Origin of the sequence: Chromohalobacter sp. HP20-39, from assembly GCF_033052815.1 — a bacterium.
GTDB lineage: Bacteria > Pseudomonadota > Gammaproteobacteria > Pseudomonadales > Halomonadaceae > Chromohalobacter.
In genome coordinates this window covers 290,081-307,420 of sequence record NZ_JAWHTP010000001.1, presented here as the reverse complement: position 1 = coordinate 307,420, position 17,340 = coordinate 290,081, and the positions used below count along the sequence as shown (strand labels likewise).

Below are 17,340 nucleotides of genomic sequence, written 5' to 3'. Positions count from 1 at the left end.
GCCCCAAAGGGAGTATGCGTCATGTCCACCCCTGCGTTGAACGCCTTGCTGGAGGAAGCCGCCGATACCCTGCGCCAGTTGGCAACATTCGTGGCAACGCTGCCGGCGGCTCAGTACACTGCGCCACATGGCGCGGATGCCAGGCACTCCATCGGCAAGCATGTCCGGCATATCCTGGATCACTACGAAGCGCTATTGGCCGGGCGATACGATGCTCAGGCCTTCACCATCGATTACGAGCATCGCCGACGTGACCCTGATCTCGAGCGGCACCCGGACGTCGCGCTCGAGCATCTAGGTCACCTGCGCGAGCGCGTGACCCGACTCGGGCAACGCGATACGGCCACGCACCGTCTCCAACTGGCATATCGAGCCGGCGACCACGTATTGCCCTTGAACACCAGCGTCGAGCGCGAACTGGCCTTCTTGACCAGTCACGCCATTCATCACATGGCGATCATCGCCTTGCTCGCCGACACTCAAGGTATCGAGGTCGTCGAGACGTTCGGCGTACACCCCTCGACACAGCGTCATTGGCAAAAAAGCCGCCCATCACACCATGAGGTGACATCATGAGATACCCGTTTCCAACGTCCCTTTGCCTCGCCCTGGCGCTCACGCTCGCAGCCTGGGTATCGCCCGCCATGGCCGACACCCACTGGCCGCAGAAGGACTGGCACGTGATACCCACCGAACAGGGTTACAGCGCGCTGCTCGAGCATCTCAAGCAGGCCGTCGACGCCAATGAGATGGGCGTGGTCACCGAGGCCGGACCGACTCAGGCAGCCGCCCAGCGCGGTGTGGAGATTCCCGGTAACCGGGTGGTGGGCGTGTTTCGAAACGACTTCGCGGTCGATATTCTGCGCTTGAGCGTACCGGCGATGATCGAGGCACCGATCCGCTTTTACGTGACCGAAAACGAAGACGGTACCGGGACATTGTCGTGGAAGAAGCCCAGTGCGATCTTCGCGCCTTATGTCGCCGATCTCGATGACGACGAGCGAGCCGCTGCGCTCGCCGACAAGGCAAGTGAACTCGATGCCATCTTCGAGAAGATCGCTGATGAATCCATAGCGGGGACGCCCTCGCAACCTGCGACTGAATGACACGAATCTCCATAGACGACTATTTCGTTCGGGCCAGTTCGCGAGCAAGCCTGTGGTTGTCGTGGCTGATGTAATCAACAACAGGCGAGGATAGATAGTGCCGCGCCCGATCTTCCACATGGGCGATCAAACGATCTTCGCTGAGAGCGTCGGACCAGTCCTCGCCTTGTGCCTGCAGATCGCGTTCTTGGTGGTGAAGTGTCAGCCATTTGGCACACCAAGTAGTCGACCACAGCCACATGGCTCGCCTCGTGGCCACCAAGGCCTCGACATCCATCACTTCATTGGTGGTGTGCCGAACCGCCCACCAGTGGCGATAAAAGTCCACCACGGTGGCGGTATCCAAGACGGCGTAGCTCGCCGGATCCCAGGTCGTGGAGGTATACAGCGACGCATGGGCAAGATCCAGCCCGGGGTGGCCGTAACGGCACTTTTCCAGATCGACTAGTACCGCCTTTCCCTCCGGGGTGATCAGGAAGTTACCTGGATGCGCATCGAAACTGATCAGGCAGCGTTGGGCATCGATACGCTCGGCCAATTCACGATCATCGTTGAAGAGTGTTAGCTCGCTGTCGAGCCGCCGCCTTGTCGCCTCATCAATCGGCGCGTCATCGAGATAGGTAGCCTGGGCCAAAACCTCATCGCGCATGGCGGTCCAGGGCGAATGCGGACTTTCCAGCGGTGGGCGCGCAGCGACCGGGGGCACAGCGATCTCATGCAGGTGTGCCAGCGCCTCACCGATTGCCGGCAAGTCGTGGGGCAACCTTGCTGGCCGCCCCTCGATGGCACTAACTAACAAGCCCCCTCGGGGGAAGTCGGCACTGATTGGCAGGATGGCGTGGAGGTCCGGTGTATGGCCGCTCTTCGCGGCGCGCCGAAAACAGGTCGCTTGATAGTCTAGATTGGTCTTCGGATCAAGCTGCATCTGACTCTGTTTGGGCAGTCGGGCCACCCGATCATGCCCGTTGTTGCGAGATAGCCAGACATGATCGTGCGCCAGACCGCTGTCGGGCATCGCGGTGAGATGAACGACCGTGTTGTCGATGGCGATCAAAGCCTTGTGCAATTGAGACAGACGTTCGGCAGAGAACAAGGGTGAGGGCGTAAAATCGACCACGAAAGCAACACTCCTAGGAAATGGGTTAGCTACTATTACTATTCGACATAGTGCCAAAATGGCTGACATATCATGTTAGTCGCAGAAATGGTCAATACCTTTCTGGTTTCTAGCAATGCTCGAGCTACCTCCCGGACTTTAATCATTAACGGCAAGCCGGCGTAGCCGCTAGCCTGGCCTGCTACTGGCGGTTACACGCTGACGATGTCACGCTGATGAGTATTCGTTCATGCTCTGACAACACGGAAATTGACATGCCGCATTCCCATCGCAGCATGGCGCGACCAGCGCGCAAGCGTCGCCTCGGCATGGGGCTGAGTGTGCTGGCGGCGCTGGTGGTGCTCTTTCTGGTCGCTTGGCTGTGGGCGTTGCCGGCGTATATCGACCAGCGCCTCAGCCAGACGCTGGCCGAGCGTAGCGGCCGCCAGGTGACCATCGATGACGTCACCCTCACCCCGTGGCGTCACCAGGTGACCCTCGACGGATTACGTATCGCCGGTCAGGCCGACACACCGGTTTTCTCGAGCCAACGGGTGGTGGCGACCTTCGACTGGCACTCGCTATTTGAATCGGGCTGGCGCTTTAAGCGAATCGATCTAAAGGCGCCGCAGCTGCAATTGATCTGGCGCTCCGGGGGCGCGTGGAACCTGGCCCAACTCTTCGGCGGTGACAGCGAGGGCGGTGAATCGGCACCACTGCGTATCGCCCAACTCAACGTCAGTGACGGTCAGTTGGATTGGATCAACCGGCGCCCCGACGAGCCGTTGACGCTGAGCCTGAAAAGTCTCGACCTCGAGGCGCGGCATTATGACAACAGCAATGATCGCCCCTTCTCTCTTAAAGGTCAGGCGGACTGGAGTGGCGGCATGCTGAAGGGAGAGGGCGAAATGGGCTTCTCGCCCTGGACGGTGGATATCGATCTCGACGCGGATCAGGTACCGCTGACCGTGCTATCGGGCTATCTGGCCCACGTCATGCGCGCCGAACCGTCTTCAGGTGCGTTGAGCGCACGGATTCGGTTACGTGCGGGCCGCGCCAGCGATGCCGGCACGAAGGTCAATGGTCAAGGTGAGGTCGAAGGACTCGAGATGCGTGATCCTGATCAGGATAAGTCCATCGCCCGCGCTGAGCGCCTCGCCGTTGAGGGGCTGACGTTCGCCAGCGCGCAGCCGGAGCTGACCGCCGAGCGGGTATCGCTTACGGCACCCTGGCTCGATGTCACGATCGACGAACAACTCGACACCAATCTCGCCGCCTGGCGCCCGCCGTCATCGAGCAGTGGTTCTGAGGATGGTAGCTCCGAGGGCGGCGGCATGCGCTACGCGGTCGGTGCCCTGGCCATCGAGCGTGGCGCGGTGGCCTTCAGCGACCGTCACCTGCCGCGCCCGTTCGAGCTCGATTTCTCGGCACTGAATGGTGAGTGGCGACAGCTCAACTCCGACCAGCCGGGTGACGGCCAGTTGTCGCTCGAGGGACAACTGGCCGATGGCTCGTCGCTGAGCATCGAAGGCGCCTTCGATCCGCTTGGCGACGCCCTGAACGGCAACCTGAACTTGCACTTCGAGCGCCTCGATCTCAAGACCTTGGCGCCCTACCTGCGTGAGTTCGGGGGCTATGCCGTCGAGCGAGGCCAGGCGACGCTGGATCTCGACTACCGGCTCGATCAGGGCCGCCTGCAGGCGCAGAATCATCTCGTGCTGCATCGGCTGAAGCTTGGCGAGGAGGTAGACGCCTCGGCCACCGACTTGCCGCTCAAGACGTTGGTCGGTGTCTTGAAGAGCGATGACGGCACCATTGAGCTCGACATCCCCATGCGCTTGCCGCTCGACGATCCAGGAGCAGTGGATTTCGGCAGTGTGGCCGGCCAGGCGATCCGCGAAGCGCTCGAGAATCTGGTGTCGTCGCCGCTGGAAACTCTTTCTGAGGTGGTCGGTGACGATGGTGAGCGTCCCTCGAACGGTGCTGAGCCGGCCGTCGACGATGAGAGCGGTGGAGATAATCCGGCGCTTTACGAGCGCGCCCGCACCCGCCAGTGAGCGCTCAGTGCGGCGGGCAACGCCGCAATGGGTCCTGCCGGAAGTAGCGAGCAAGCAGTGCATATAGCTCAGGATAGGCGGCGTCGAGGGCATCCGGGGCGGTGAAGAAATATTCGCAGCAGACCGCGAAGCATTCGCCGGGGTGTGTGGCGGCGTAGTCATCTATGGGCGGCTCCTCGCCGCGCGCTAGATGGGCTTGAAGGTCGTCCCACACGTCGGTGAAGACGCGGTGCCAGTCACGAGGGTCGATAGCGCGCGGCAGGGGCGGAAAGCCGTCGGCGTCCAGCGAGTTGCCCATGTCCAGCTTGTGGGCGAACTCGTGGATGACGACGTTGAAGCCACCCCAGTCGCCGCTTTCCTGAATATCCGACAAGGCAAGGACGATAGGGCCCTGGTGCCAGGTCTCGCCGACGCGCTCGTCTTCATATTCATGCACTACGCCAGCCTCGTCCATCTCCTCGACCTTGCGGCGGAAGGCCCCTGGCAGTACGAGAATCTCATGGACGTTGGCGAAGGCCTCGCGGGCGTCGCCCTCCGACCAGTAGAGCGTCATCAGGCAAGCCTGGGCGATTAGCGCCAACCGTGCGGGAAGGTCGAACAACTCGTCATCGAATAATGAAAGCCGCTTGCGGCGAAGGAAGGCCCAGGCGCGCTCGCCGAGGCGGCGTGCGTCCTCATCGGGTAATGTCATCAATAGCGGTACCCGCGCAAGGCCCTCAGCCCAGGCCTCGGCAGGGAAGGGATGGCGCTCACCGCGCCAGGCGTTCCACCATTTCATGACTGGGCTCCTTCTCGACGTCTCCCACGACGCATCGATTCAAGCGTCTTCCTGGCGCGAGCCCGACTTCCACGACCAGTCGCGCCAGCGCAGGTCGAACAGATCCTGGCGGCGGTCCTTCAGGTTGGTGACCGAGCCTTCGTTGCGCACTACTGTGAGACGGGTCAGGTCGAGATCCGAGAACATGATCATCTCGGTATTGGGCGTGGTTTCGGCCAGCACCGCATCGTGGGGGAAGGCGAAGTCCGAAGGCGAGAACACCGAGGACTGTGCGTACTGGATCTCCATGTTCTCGATCGAGGGCACGTTGCCGACACTACCGCAGAGCACCACGTAGCATTCGTTTTCGATGGCGCGTGCCTGAGAACAGTGGCGCACACGCAGGTAGCCGTTCTTGGTATCGGTCCAGAACGGCACGAAGAGGATGTCCATGTCCTGATCCGCGAGCAGGCGCGAGAGCTCCGGGAACTCGACGTCATAACAAATCAGGATGCCGATCCGGCCGGCATCGGTATCGAAGACCTTTAGATCATCGCCACCCTCGATGATCCAGTCGCGGCGCTCCTGGGGGGTGATATGCAGCTTGGCCTGCGCTTCGATGTCGCCGTCGCGGTGGAAGAGATAGGAGATGTTGTAGAGGTGCCCGTCGTCGTGCTCCTCGATCATCGAACCGGCGATGATGTTGATGTTGTAGGACACCGCCATGCGTGACAGCTCGGTCTTGAAGTGTTCGGTGAAGCCGGCCAGAAAGCGGATGGCAGCGATTTGATCCTGCTGAGCGGCGCGGTCCTGCAGGCCCATCAGCGGGGCGTTGAATAGCTCCGGGAAGATCGCGAAGTCGCTTTGGTAATCCGACAACGCATCGACGAAGTATTCGGCCTGTTGCAGCACCGCCTCCACCGAGGAGAATTCGCGCATCTGCCACTGCACCGCGCCCACCCGTACCTGCGTCTTGCGGGTATCGAGCACCGATTCGGCCGGTTCGAAGAGGATGTTGTTCCACTCCAGCAGGGTCGCGTAGCCCTGGGATTTTTCATCCTCCGGCAGATACTTGCGCAGCAGCCGCTTGACCTGGAAGTCGTTGGCCAACTGGAAGGAGAGGATGGGGTCGTGAATCTCCTTGCGCGAGACCTGATCCAGATACTCGGCCGGCGACATTTCGCTGGCGTGCTGGTGGTAGTTGGGAATTCGGCCGCCGGCAAGGATGGCGCGCATATTCAGTGATTTACACAGATCCTTGCGAGCTTCGTAGAGGCGTCTGCCGAGCCGGTAGCCACGATAGGCCGGATCGATCAGCACATCCAGGCCATACATGGCGTCGCCCTCGGGGGCGTTGAGGATGATCTCCCGCTGATCCATCAAATCGTCGTAGCGGTGCGGATTGGAAAATTCCTCGTAGTCGACGCGAGCGGTCAGCGCCACGCCGACCAGGGTCTGGTCATCCTCGATGACGATCTGACCGTCGGGGAATTCGCTGATCAGTCGCTCGATGGTGCGCTTGGGCCAGGCGCCGCCGATGTCGTGATAGACCCGGTCCATCAGCGTCTTGAGCTGCGGATAGTCCTCGGGCGTCAAGTTGCGAAGATTGAGGTGTAGATCGTCGAGGGACATGTGGGCGTCCTGCGTTGCGGATACGAAAGTGAGCGCTAGTGTATCACGCAGGGTGCGTGGCCCATGAGCCAACGATCGGGCAGTGGAAAGCCCCTCGCGACTGACAAGCCCTGCACGGGGCAGGGCTTGTCGGGTGATGAGAGAACTATCGGTGCCGTGCTATGAGGCTTGGAAGTTCTGTCGTGCGTTGGCGTTGTCTTGTACCTCGGACTTGGGCTGGGTCCGCCAGATGGCGATGTTGGCGTAGCCATAGAAGATCGAGATCACGATCACCAGCATGTGGTACCAAAGGAAGGGCAGGTAGGACATGGTCGAGACACCGAGGGTCGTTGCCATGAACACACCGCCGTCGGTCCAGGGCACCATTGGAGTCGTGATGGTGCCGCCCGCTTCGGCATTACGCGAGAGCACCCGCCGATCAACGCCTTGGTCGTCGTAATTCTTCCCGGTGATGGTACTGGCGGTGATCAGCGACACGTAGGCTGCGCCACCGAAGAAGTTACCGAAGAACCCGCCTAGCATGGTCGACACCGTCAAGCGGCCCGGGTTGTTGGCCCAGCGCAAAAAGCCATTGCTGATCGTCTTGAGGATACCCACTTGGCTCATCAGACCACCGAGGCCCAAGGCGAATAGGATCAACGCCACGACACTGAGCATGGACTCGATGCCGCCACGGTTGAGCAGCGTGTTTAGAAACTCCACGTCGGATTGCATGTCGTTGCCCACATAGGCGATGCGGATGGCATCGATGGGGCCGACACCCTGTGCCCACCAGGCGCAGATACTGCCCAGGACGGCGCCGAAGGTGATGACCGGAATGGCCGGATAGCGGCGGGTCAGCAGCCCGATCACGATCACTGCCGGCAGCAGTAACCACGGGCTGATGGTGAAGTTGGTTTCTAGTGCTTGCATAGCGACAGTGGCGCGTGAAGTGTCCACATCACCGCTCACATAGAAGAAGCCGACGACCAGGAACAGAATCGATGCGACCGGAATGGCGAGGGCGCTGACCGTCATCATGGAACGGATGTGGTCGATCAGGTTGACCTTGCACAGCGATGCGGTCATCACCGTGGTGTCGGACAGCGGCGACATCTTGTCGCCGACGTAAGCGCCTGAGATGACCGCGCCGGCTACCAGTGGGAGCGGAATGCCGAAGCTGTGACCGATGCCCATCATGGCGACGCCGGCGGTGCCCGCAGTCCCGAAGGAGGTGCCGGTGGATAGCGAGGTCAGGGCACAGATCACGAACGCGGCGAACAGGAAGATCTGTGGGTTCATCACCGTCAGCCCGTAGTAGATGATGCTGGGCACGATGCCCCCGGCGATCCAGGTGCCGATCAGCGCGCCGACGGTGGTGAGAACCAGCACTGCCTCCATGCCATTGTGGATGCCGTCGATGAGGCCTTCCTGCATGGCGGCGTAGGACATCTTGAGCCTAAGGCCGAGTGCCATGACCAGGAACCAGGAAGCGAACAGCGCAAGCTGAATGGGCAGACCGAGCACGTTGATGCTGAGGAACATGATGGCGATAAAGCCCACCATGATGGTCAGCACTTCGGCCATGCTGGGTAGCCTGGGGGCGTTGGATGAGGACATGATGTCTCCTTTGATCTTGTTGTCTTGGATGAATGTATTGCGTTTAAAAACGATCGAGCCGATAGGGTGTCAGCTCGGGAAGTGCTCGGTCGTAGGCAGGGGGAGCGCACCGGGTTGCGCCAGAGCCCGCCGTTCCTTGCGTTGCCAGCTCGGCCACCAGTTCGGCCGTCACCGCGGCCTGGGTAAGCCCCAGATGGTGATGCCCGAACGCCAGCAGTACCCTGCCGTCTTGCGCGCTATCGATGACGGGCAGCGAATCAGGCAGAGAGGGACGAAAACCCATCCAGGGCGTTGCTTCAGTGGTATCGAGTGGCGTCTTGAAAAGGCCTTGGCTCAAACGATGTAGCTGCCAGGCCCTTTCCATGTTGGCCGGTCGTTTGAGACCCGCGAATTCGACGGTGCCCGCTAGGCGCAGACCTTCTGACATCGGTGTCATGATGAAACGGCGCTCCAGCGACGTGACCGCCGTGGGCAGACGCGACTGTTCGCCGGGTAGCATCAGGTGATAGCCGCGCTCGGTATCCAGCGGCACCCGGGTACCGGTGAGGCGGTCGGTGAGTAGGGCCGAGTGGGCTCCGCAGGCCACCAACACCTGGCGGCCGTGGAGCCGCCCCAGAGCGGTCGTCTCGAGCGTAACGCCATGGGAATGGACGTGGCCGGATACGACTTCGTCCTGGCGGAACTTGACGCCCTCGGCCTTGGCGGTGGCCACCAGGCGTTGCACGACCGAAAGCGGGTCGACGACATGCCCGGTCGAAGGGAAGAACAGGCCGCCGCGAATCGATCCGGAAAGTTGCGGCGCCACATCGCGGATGGCGTTTCCCGACCAGGATTCGATCGGCACCCCCTGCGCCGCCATGCTGGACTGCAGTGCCTGCAGGTTGGCCAATGAGCTTTCCTGCTCGTAGACCATGAAGGACCCGTCTTCCTTCAACAGGTGGGCGCCATCGACCGTGTCGAGGAGCCGACGCCAGGCGTCGAGGCTCGCCTCGTTGAGTGCACGAAGCCCACTCACGCTGGCCTGGTAAGGTGCTGGGCGTAGATTCGACAGTAGCCGGATAAACCAGGGCAGTGCCTTGGGAAGGTAACGCCAGTCTAGGCGTAGCGGTCCCGTGGGGTTCATCAACATGCCAGGCAGGTGTTTGAGGATCGAGGCATCGGCGATGGGAAAGACCTGCTCGGTGGCCATGTGCCCCGCATTGCCGAAAGAGGCCCCCATGCCTGGCGCCTGTTTGTCTACCACCATCACGTTCAAGCCTCTTCGGCCCAGCGCGAGGGCGCTGGCGATACCGATCACGCCGGCGCCGATGACGATGACATCGGCTTGATCGGCATTATCGTGGACAGCCTGATCCTGTGAGCCCATGGAGATTTCCTCGCGGGTGGTGCGTCTTGTATTTGTCGATTGTATAAAATATAAGATATGTCGATGCCGGCTTCAATAGTGCGTCGACCAAAGTCGTGACGCGATGCGTGAATACGACGCCGGCAGCGGGGAGGTGGCGTAACAGGCAGGCTGAAGCGTGTCTGGCCGCGTGGGGCGGATGGAGGCGAGGGGTATCAGAAAACGCAAGCATCGACGCGCCCGGTGGCGCATCGGCGGAAGGTCAAGGGTGGAGGCCTCTCGGGGGGCATGAACAAGAAAGTCGAAGGGAGAGGGGCGCTAGAGGGTTTCCATCTGCTTTGCTCGTTCGTCCAGCAGCGCGACGATGCCTTCGCAGGCCTCCTGTATATGCGTCTTCAACAACTCGCAGGCCTTGTCGGCATCGCGTTGGCGGGCCAGTTCGAGCAGGCCGTGGTGTTCTCGTTCGGCCTTCTCGATTTCCTGTGTGTAGACCAGTTGCATGCGAATGTAGCGATCTGACTTTGTGTTCAACTGGCTGATCAGCGAGAGCGTTTCAGGCAAATCTGCCGGTGCATACAGCGCTTGGTGGAAGGCGAAGTTGTACTCGCTCCAGTTATCGATATCGCCGCCGGAGTTCAGCGACTCATCGTACTTGAGAAGAATGTCTTCGGCTTTTTTCAGGTCCGCGTCGGTGAGGCCATTGATGGCGTGGCGCAGAACGTAGGTCTCGAGCAGGACGCGCAGATCGAACAGTTCGCGAATCTTGGCCACGGAAAGCTCGGTAGTAAAGGCACCTCGGTGGGCGTGAAACTCGACCAGACCTTCGGATTCCAGGGTCAGCAGGGCTTCGCGGACAGGGATACGGCTGACGTCATAGTCCTTGGCCAAGGCGTCCTGGCGAAGCTGGGTACCGCCCTTGAATTCCCCGCCCAGTATACGCTCGCGCAGGTCGTCCGCGACGAATTGCGCCCGTGTCTTGTAAGTCGCCATGGCCGGCCTCTGCCGAAGATTGGATTTCGCATACTGTATACAAACTGAAGTGAATGTCCAAGGTGGAGGCATGACGGCACCGACACCGCCCCATGCTTTCGAGAAGGAGCGGGCCCTGGCACCAGGAAAGGGAGCCGGGAGGTCACGGACCTCCCGGTATGGTAGTGCGCAATCTGCCAGCGTGCCGCTGGACAGCGCGTCGTGTCAGACTGGCCGTTGCATCAGGTATTGCCCAGGGTGGCGGACCAGTTCGCGTACCAGGTACGGAACAGCTCGTACTGGGTTTCGATATAGTGTCGCTGGGCGTCGCTGAGTGCATCGGTCTCGTTGAGATGCAGTGCGTACTCTTTTTCGCCGTTGAGGACCATCAGGTGCTTGTAATAAAGGACCAGGTCGGCCCCTTCGTCGAAAGAGGACAACACGCCGAGCGCTTCTTCGAGCTCCTTGGCCTGACGGCGCGCGACGACGTCTCCCTGGGCGGCTTTCCTGCTGAGCGTCACGAGATGTAGCACTTCGCGGGGCAAAGCGTTGCCGATGCCGGTGATGGCGCCGGTGGCGCCGCAGTTGACGAAGCCGTGATAGACGGTGGTGTCGACGCCGACCATCAGGGTGACGTCAGCGTCTTGGGAAGTGATGTGTTCCGCTGCGTAACGCAGGTCATCGGCGCCGCCGAACTCCTTGAAGCCGATCAGGTTCGGGTGTTGGGCGCGAAGCGCGAAGAACAGGTCGGCGCGGGTGGCGAAGCCGTAGTGAGGACTGTTGTAGATCACCGCTGGCAGGTCGGGCGCGGCGTCCAGAATGGCCGAGAAGTGAGCCTTCTGCGCGGTGGCGGACGTGCCGCGAGACAGCACGCGGGGAATGACCATCAGTCCATGAGCGCCGACCTTGGACGCATGCGCTGCATGGGAAACGGCCTCCCTGGAGTTGACCGCACCGGTGCCGACGATGGTCGGGATGCCCGACTCGACCAGCCGTGCGACGCCTTCCTGACGTTGTGCTTCGCTCAGCAGTGGCCAGTCGCCCATGGAGCCGCAGTACACCACGCCGCTCATACCCAGTTCGATCAGTTCACGGCCCTTGGTGACCAGGGCGTCGAAATCTGGCTGGCGGTCGGCGGTGCAGGGCGTCATCAGTGCGGGAATGCAGCCGGTAAAGATGGCATCGTTCATCGTTGTTCCTCGAAGGTTGGTCTATTGCATGCAAGATGCTCAGCGCAGCGGTATGGTCGTGGTGACCGGCGCTGAGTCGTCGAAATGACAGGCGTCACTGGCCTGCGATCCCCCAGGCGAAGGGATCCTGCTCATCGATCAGCAACGTGGCGTCGGCGCTAAGATGGGCACGCCCCTTGATCGAAGGACGAATGCAATCGCCCTCCCACTCATAGGAGGCCTCGAAGCGGCTTCCGCAGATGCTTGCCTGTGTCCATGTCTGCCCCGGTGCCAGCCTGCCATCGGCGGCGAGACAGGCGAGCTTGGCGCTGGTTCCGGTACCGCAGGGCGAGCGGTCATAGGCCTTGCCGGGGCACAGCACGAAGTTACGGCTGTCGGCTTCGCGGTCGTCGCAGAAGAGCTCAATGTGGTCGATGACACCGCCGTTTTCCCCGGTGATCGACTGGGCCTCCAGTGCCTGACGAATGGCCCAGGTGTAGTCGGTGAGAGCCTCGACGTTGCCGAGTTCGATGGTCATGCCGTGATCGCTGACCAGGAAGAACCAGTTGCCGCCCCAGGCGATGTCGCCGTGTACGGTGCCGTATCCCGGCACCTCGACGGGGACCTGGCGGCGATGACGGTAGGAGAGGACATTGCGCACGGTCACGGCGCCGTCGTCGTGAAGCGTGGCGTTGATGGGGCCCGCCAGCGTATCGATCTTGTGGCAGCCCGGCGTCATCTGCCCCAGATGATGGAGTGATGCCACCAGCCCGATGGTGCCGTGGCCGCACATGCCGAGATACCCGCTGTTGTTGAAGAAAATGACCCCGCAACTGGCATCGTGGGACTCGGGCGCGCAGTAAAGCGCGCCGACCAGTACGTCATGCCCACGCGGTTCCAGCATGATGGCCCGTCGCCATGCATCGTGATTATCGCGGAAGTCGTCGCATTTCTCGGCGATGGTGTGACCCGAAAGCGCCGGTAGGCCTTCCATGACCAGTCGTGTCGGCTCTCCCGCCGTGTGGGAGTCGATGACGTGAATGCGTTTCATGAGCCACCTTCATTCGATCTTGTTGGGTTTTATATTTTATACAATCTTCAAAGAGGTTTGTGAAGCCATGGTCGACGATAGTCTTCCCTGGAGGAGTCCGTCCGGGATACAGGTCGAGAGGTGAGTGGACTCGTACATGCTGCAACCAGCACGGATCGGCGAGGAAGGGGCCGTTTGAACGGATGGAAGCAGGAGAAATGTGATCGGCAAAGGGGAAGGAAAGCGGTGTGACCGCAACGGCCGAGCGCCCGATCAAGACGTGGTATATCACGCCTCGCGCGACGTCACACAGGTAGGTTCAGACGTGCAAGAAGGGGTGTCAGACAGGGACTAGCGCAGTTGGCTGTCCTTGCTGCCGCGTCGATTGTAGCCACTGACGGCGGTGCGCTGCTTGTCGCGCTCGCTCTGACATGCGATGCACAACCGCACGCCCTTTATCGCTTCACGTCGTGCCTGTGGAATCGGGTCGCCGCATTCTTCGCAGTATTCGAGGCTTTCCCCGCTGGGTAGCTCGCTACGCGCGCGTTCCAGGGCGTCCTCGATGGTGCTGTCGATCTGCTCCTGGACGGCGCCGTCTTTCGACCATCCGCCTGCCATGTTCTACCTCCTTCATGGTTAACGGTCGTTTCGGGAAGGTTGCCATCTGCGCCCCTTTGCGTCGCTCATGCAACGTCGGGGACGCTGACAGTATGGAACAACAAGCATGGGACAACACGGGCGGCGACACATACTCGCATTCAAGCGCCGATGCCGAGGGTGTCGTTATTTCGGTCGAGCCATCTTGAAGTTCTGCTCGGCGCTGATCTCGAAGTAGTCGGCGGGGCCGCCGCCACGCAGGATGGGATGGGCTGCGGCGGTTTGGTAGACGCCCTCGTGAAGCAGCTGCTTGTCGATATGCACGCCGACGACTTCGCCGAGCACCAGCCAGGTGTCGAGCGATGTCCCATCGGCAGCTTGCAGTCGGACCACCTGGCTCAGTCGGCACTCGAAGGTGACGCGCGCCTCGGCGACATGCGGAACGCCGACGACCTGGGAGGAACGTGGCGTCAGGCCGGCCAGCTCGAATTCGTCGACCTCGGGTGCCACGGCCGCGCAACTGGCGTTCATCTGCTCGGCGAGTGCTCGGGTCGCGAGGTGCCAGCAGAACTCGCCCGTAGCCTCGATGTTACGCACGCTGTCCTTGTAGCCGATGCTGGAGAATCCCACGATCGGTGGGGTGTAATTGAAGGCGTTGAAGAAGCTATAGGGCGCCAGGTTCAAGTGGCCGTCGCGATCTTGGGAGGAAACCCAACCGATGGGTCGCGGTCCGACGATGGCATTGAAGGGATCGTGAGGCAGCTCGTGTCCTTGGCGTGGCTCGTAGAAGTGAAACGTATCACGCATGGCGTTTTCCTTGCTGACGGCGAAAGGCGTGGCACCGGGCCTGTCGCCCGCTGCCGGATATGGCGTGATGGTAGCCAGAGACGTGCGTTGGCGATAGGGCGACCGGCCCGCTAGGTCGCACTGCCGTCGAGGGCGTCACGCGTGCGGCGAACGTTGGTGAGCAGCGGCGCGCCCGTGGCGGGGTCCGTGATCAGTGAGCATTCGACACCGTACAGACGCCTGACCAGTTCTGGTGTAACCGTCTCGCCGGGCAGCCCCTCGGCGATGACATGGCCTTGGTGCATGGCAATCAGGTGGTCGGCGTAGCGACACGCGCTGACCAGGTCGTGGATGACCATGACGATGGTCTTGCCCGAGGCGGCGAGTGATTGGATGAGCTCGTAGACTTCGACCTGGTGGCCGAGGTCAAGTGCCGAGGTGGGTTCGTCGAGCAGCAGCGTCGTGGTCTGTTGGGCGATGGCCATGGCGATCCACGCGCGTTGACGCTGGCCCCCGGAAAGCGCGTCGACGGGACGCTGGGCAAGCGGCGTGAGCCCTGTCATACCGAGTGCTTCATCGACGACACGTTTGTCCTCGGGGGACCATTGGCGCAGCCAGCTCTGATGCGGGTGCCGACCGAAGCGTATCAGTTCGGCGACGGTCAACGCCTCGGGGGCATGCGGCTGCTGCGGCAGCAGTGCCAGGCGCTTGGCCAGTTGGCGGGTCGGCAGGCGCTGAATGTCCGCGCCGTCGAGCAGCACCGTGCCGGCCCGCGGCTTGAGCAGCCGCGACAGCCCGGCCAGCAGTGTCGACTTGCCACAGCCATTGGGGCCAACGATGGCCGTGACCTGGCCAGCGGGCAGTTGCAGGTCGAGGTCCTCGATGACCGCGACCGAGCCGTACGCCAGCGACAAGCCCTGGGTCGCCATATCCGGCGCCGTCATATCCGGTGCGGTGTCAGACTTGGCAGTATCACGCTCGCAGGCGGTGGCATCGTGTTTCATGGCGCGGTCCTGGCGTTGGGGTTCAAGAGTATCCACAGCAGAAGTGGGCTACCGATCAAGGCGGTGACGATCCCCACCGGGATCTCGATGGGGGCGAGCAGCACGCGCCCAAGCAGGTCGGCGGCGACCATGACCACCGCCCCGGCGAGGGTCGCTCCGACCACGGGTACCGTGTTCTTGGCGCTGAGCTGACGCGCAAACTCCGGGCCGATCAACGCCACCATTCCCACCGGTCCAGCCACTGCCACGGCAAGCCCGGTGAGAATCACCGCGACGCTCAGGGCGGCCATCCGACAGCGTCCCGCCGCGATGCCTAAACTGATGGCGACGGCGTCGGAAAGCCGCAATACGGTGAGCGAGCGGGTCAGCCATATGCCAGCCAGCAACGCGGGCAGCAGGGCCAGCGACAGGCTCAGCACCGCGTGATCGGGGCGGGCATTGAGGCTGCCCACCGTCCATGGATAGGCCGCATTGGCGGCATCGATGGAGACCCGCGTCAGCATGAGTTGGGTGATGGCGCCAAAGACGGCACCGACGCCGATGCCGGCGACCAGAAAGCGATATCCGCGCACGCCGATGCGGCCCGTCAAACCGAAGGTGAGTGCCGCGGCGACGGCGGCGCCGGTCAGGGCCATGGCCGGTGGCGCCAGGCTGATGCCGGTGCCTACCACGGAGGCCACGGCGAAGGCAGTGGCGCCATTATCGAGGCCGACGATACCCGGTGTGGCCAGGCGGTTGCGCGCCACGGTCTGCATCAGGCAGCCGGCCAGGGCAAAGGCGCCACCGGTGACGACACCTGCAACGATGCGAGGCAAGCGCAATTCTTGAATCACGAAGGTGTCGAGGGGGCTGCCGTCGCCTAGCAAGGCGCGCAGTGTCGCCGGCAGTGACAGCGACGCGGCACTGCCGGTATTCAGTGCGACGCCTGCCAGCAGTATCAGGAGTCCCGACAGCAGCAGGTTGGCGAGCAGGTTGCGCTTGTCGACGATCACGCGCAGCGGGGGGCGCTGGCCCAACGGCAACGTGAGGTAGTACTTGTCCTGGCGCACTGCGTTCGGGGCGTCAACGGGGGACGTCATAGCGTGTCCCGTGGAAGGTGTCGTGGATACAGAGTCGGGCATAAACGGCCTAGAGCGTCGGCAGCCGGCGGCCACGCACCACGCCGATCAGCACGGGCGCGCCAATCAGCGCCGTGAGCACGCCCAGCGGGAGTTCGGAAGGCGGCACCACGAGTCGCGAGACGATATCTGCGCTGACGACGACGATAGGGCCCAGTGGCAAGCACAACCATAGCGTACGCCGGATGTCGGGGCCGGCCAGCGCGCGCGCGGCGAAGGGCACCACCAGCCCCACGAAGGCGATCGGGCCGGCCGCGGCGGTGGCACCACCCACCAGTAGGGCGACGACCACGATGACCAGCAGACGCACGACGCGAGGGTGATGCCCGAGCCCGATGGCGACGTGCTCACCGAGCGCCAGTGCTGCCAGTGGGCGCGCGAGGAGGATGGTCAGTAATGCGGCCACTCCCAGGCTGGGGAATAGTGGCACCAGGTCGTCGAGTTGGCGGCCAGCGAGGCTGCCCACCACCCAGAAGCGGATTTCGTCCGCCGTGTATTGATCGTAGAGCAGGATCAGCGACGACAGCGAATGCAAAAGACCCGACAGGATGGCCCCGGCCAGGATGAGGCGGACAGGGTCGTTGCCGATGCCTTGCAGGCGCGCGGCAGCAAGTACGCAGAGACAACCGCCCAGGGCGCCGAGTTGGGCGACCGAGACGCGTAGCGTGGCGGTATCGGCGCCCCACAGGATCGCCAGTGTCACGGCGAATGCAGCCCCTGCGCTGACGCCCAGCAAGCCGGGTTCTGCCAGCGGGTTGCGCGTCACGGCCTGTAGCAACGCTCCCGCGATGCCGAGTGCGACGCCCACCACCAGGCCGATCCACAGCCGGGGAGCGCGTAGCTCGGCGATCACGAAACGAGCCTCGCTATCGTATGAAGCGGCGGCGCCTAAGTCCTGCAGTGCCTGCCAGGCGCGTGAAGGGCCGACATCACCGGCCCCGTACAGCAAGCTCAACAGTGCAATGGCGATGAGCAGTCCGCTCAAGCCAAGCCACAGGCCGATCAATGAACGTGGCTTGCCGAATGACAGGCAATGAGTCAGGACACGCATGGGGGCATCGTCATTATCAAGTGC

General features: G+C 62.4%; 16 protein-coding genes. 3 read left to right on the top strand and 13 right to left on the bottom strand.

Annotated elements, in window-relative coordinates:
- Positions 1–21: 21 nt before the first annotated feature.
- Positions 22–576 (top strand): DinB family protein, encoded by a 555-nt coding sequence (locus tag RVY79_RS01375; protein WP_317462242.1) that lies wholly within the window; start codon positions 22–24, stop codon positions 574–576.
- On the top strand, positions 573–1,106 hold the full coding sequence (locus tag RVY79_RS01370) for a DUF302 domain-containing protein (protein WP_317462241.1): 534 nt from the start codon (positions 573–575) through the stop codon (positions 1,104–1,106). Before RVY79_RS01375 ends, RVY79_RS01370 begins: the two co-directional genes overlap by 4 nt.
- A gap of 19 nt (positions 1,107–1,125) precedes the next feature.
- Here RVY79_RS01370 and RVY79_RS01365 read toward each other — a convergent pair whose 3' ends face one another.
- A complete protein-coding gene (locus RVY79_RS01365; RefSeq protein WP_317462240.1) occupies positions 1,126–2,223 on the bottom strand; it encodes an aminoglycoside phosphotransferase family protein in 1,098 nt (365 codons plus the stop codon).
- Positions 2,224–2,477: 254 nt separating this feature from the next.
- On the opposite strand from RVY79_RS01365, the gene RVY79_RS01360 reads away from it, so the two are divergent.
- On the top strand, positions 2,478–4,259 hold the full coding sequence (locus RVY79_RS01360) for a DUF748 domain-containing protein (protein ID WP_317462239.1): 1,782 nt from the start codon (positions 2,478–2,480) through the stop codon (positions 4,257–4,259).
- 4 nt (positions 4,260–4,263) lie between these two features.
- On the opposite strand, the gene RVY79_RS01355 is transcribed toward RVY79_RS01360, so the two are convergent.
- From RVY79_RS01355 to RVY79_RS01300, 12 genes are all read right to left on the bottom strand, one after another.
- Positions 4,264–5,037 carry a zinc-dependent peptidase gene (locus RVY79_RS01355; RefSeq protein ID WP_317462238.1) on the bottom strand — a complete coding sequence of 258 codons (774 nt, stop codon included), beginning with the start codon at positions 5,035–5,037 and terminating at the stop codon, positions 4,264–4,266.
- Positions 5,038–5,076: 39 nt separating this feature from the next.
- Positions 5,077–6,648: a carbon-nitrogen hydrolase family protein gene (locus RVY79_RS01350; protein ID WP_317462237.1), complete on the bottom strand. Its 1,572-nt coding sequence runs from the start codon at positions 6,646–6,648 to the stop codon at positions 5,077–5,079.
- Positions 6,649–6,807: 159 nt separating this feature from the next.
- A complete protein-coding gene (gene nhaC, locus RVY79_RS01345) occupies positions 6,808–8,247 on the bottom strand; it encodes a Na+/H+ antiporter NhaC (RefSeq protein ID WP_317462236.1) in 1,440 nt (479 codons plus the stop codon).
- A gap of 43 nt (positions 8,248–8,290) precedes the next feature.
- Positions 8,291–9,613, bottom strand: coding sequence for an FAD-dependent oxidoreductase (locus tag RVY79_RS01340; RefSeq protein ID WP_317462235.1), 1,323 nt, complete (start codon positions 9,611–9,613; stop codon positions 8,291–8,293).
- Between the two features lie 297 nt (positions 9,614–9,910).
- Positions 9,911–10,582, bottom strand: a complete 672-nt coding sequence (locus RVY79_RS01335; RefSeq protein WP_246920070.1) for a GntR family transcriptional regulator — start codon at positions 10,580–10,582, stop codon at positions 9,911–9,913.
- Between the two features lie 221 nt (positions 10,583–10,803).
- A complete protein-coding gene (locus RVY79_RS01330) occupies positions 10,804–11,751 on the bottom strand; it encodes a dihydrodipicolinate synthase family protein (RefSeq protein WP_317462234.1) in 948 nt (315 codons plus the stop codon).
- Between the two features lie 94 nt (positions 11,752–11,845).
- A complete protein-coding gene (locus RVY79_RS01325; RefSeq protein WP_317462233.1) occupies positions 11,846–12,781 on the bottom strand; it encodes a 4-hydroxyproline epimerase in 936 nt (311 codons plus the stop codon).
- Between the two features lie 330 nt (positions 12,782–13,111).
- Complete coding sequence (locus tag RVY79_RS01320; RefSeq protein ID WP_040242674.1) at positions 13,112–13,378, bottom strand: DksA/TraR family C4-type zinc finger protein; 267 nt, start codon at positions 13,376–13,378, stop codon at positions 13,112–13,114.
- Between the two features lie 165 nt (positions 13,379–13,543).
- A complete protein-coding gene (locus RVY79_RS01315) occupies positions 13,544–14,164 on the bottom strand; it encodes a flavin reductase family protein (RefSeq protein WP_097022236.1) in 621 nt (206 codons plus the stop codon).
- A gap of 110 nt (positions 14,165–14,274) precedes the next feature.
- Positions 14,275–15,087 carry an ABC transporter ATP-binding protein gene (locus RVY79_RS01310; protein WP_245846350.1) on the bottom strand — a complete coding sequence of 271 codons (813 nt, stop codon included), beginning with the start codon at positions 15,085–15,087 and terminating at the stop codon, positions 14,275–14,277.
- 56 nt (positions 15,088–15,143) lie between these two features.
- Entirely contained in the window at positions 15,144–16,226 is a 1,083-nt protein-coding gene (locus RVY79_RS01305) for a FecCD family ABC transporter permease (protein WP_261506651.1), read from the bottom strand.
- A 49-nt stretch (positions 16,227–16,275) separates the two neighbouring features.
- Positions 16,276–17,316 (bottom strand): iron ABC transporter permease, encoded by a 1,041-nt coding sequence (locus tag RVY79_RS01300; protein WP_317462232.1) that lies wholly within the window; start codon positions 17,314–17,316, stop codon positions 16,276–16,278.
- Between the last annotated feature and the right edge of the window lie 24 nt (positions 17,317–17,340).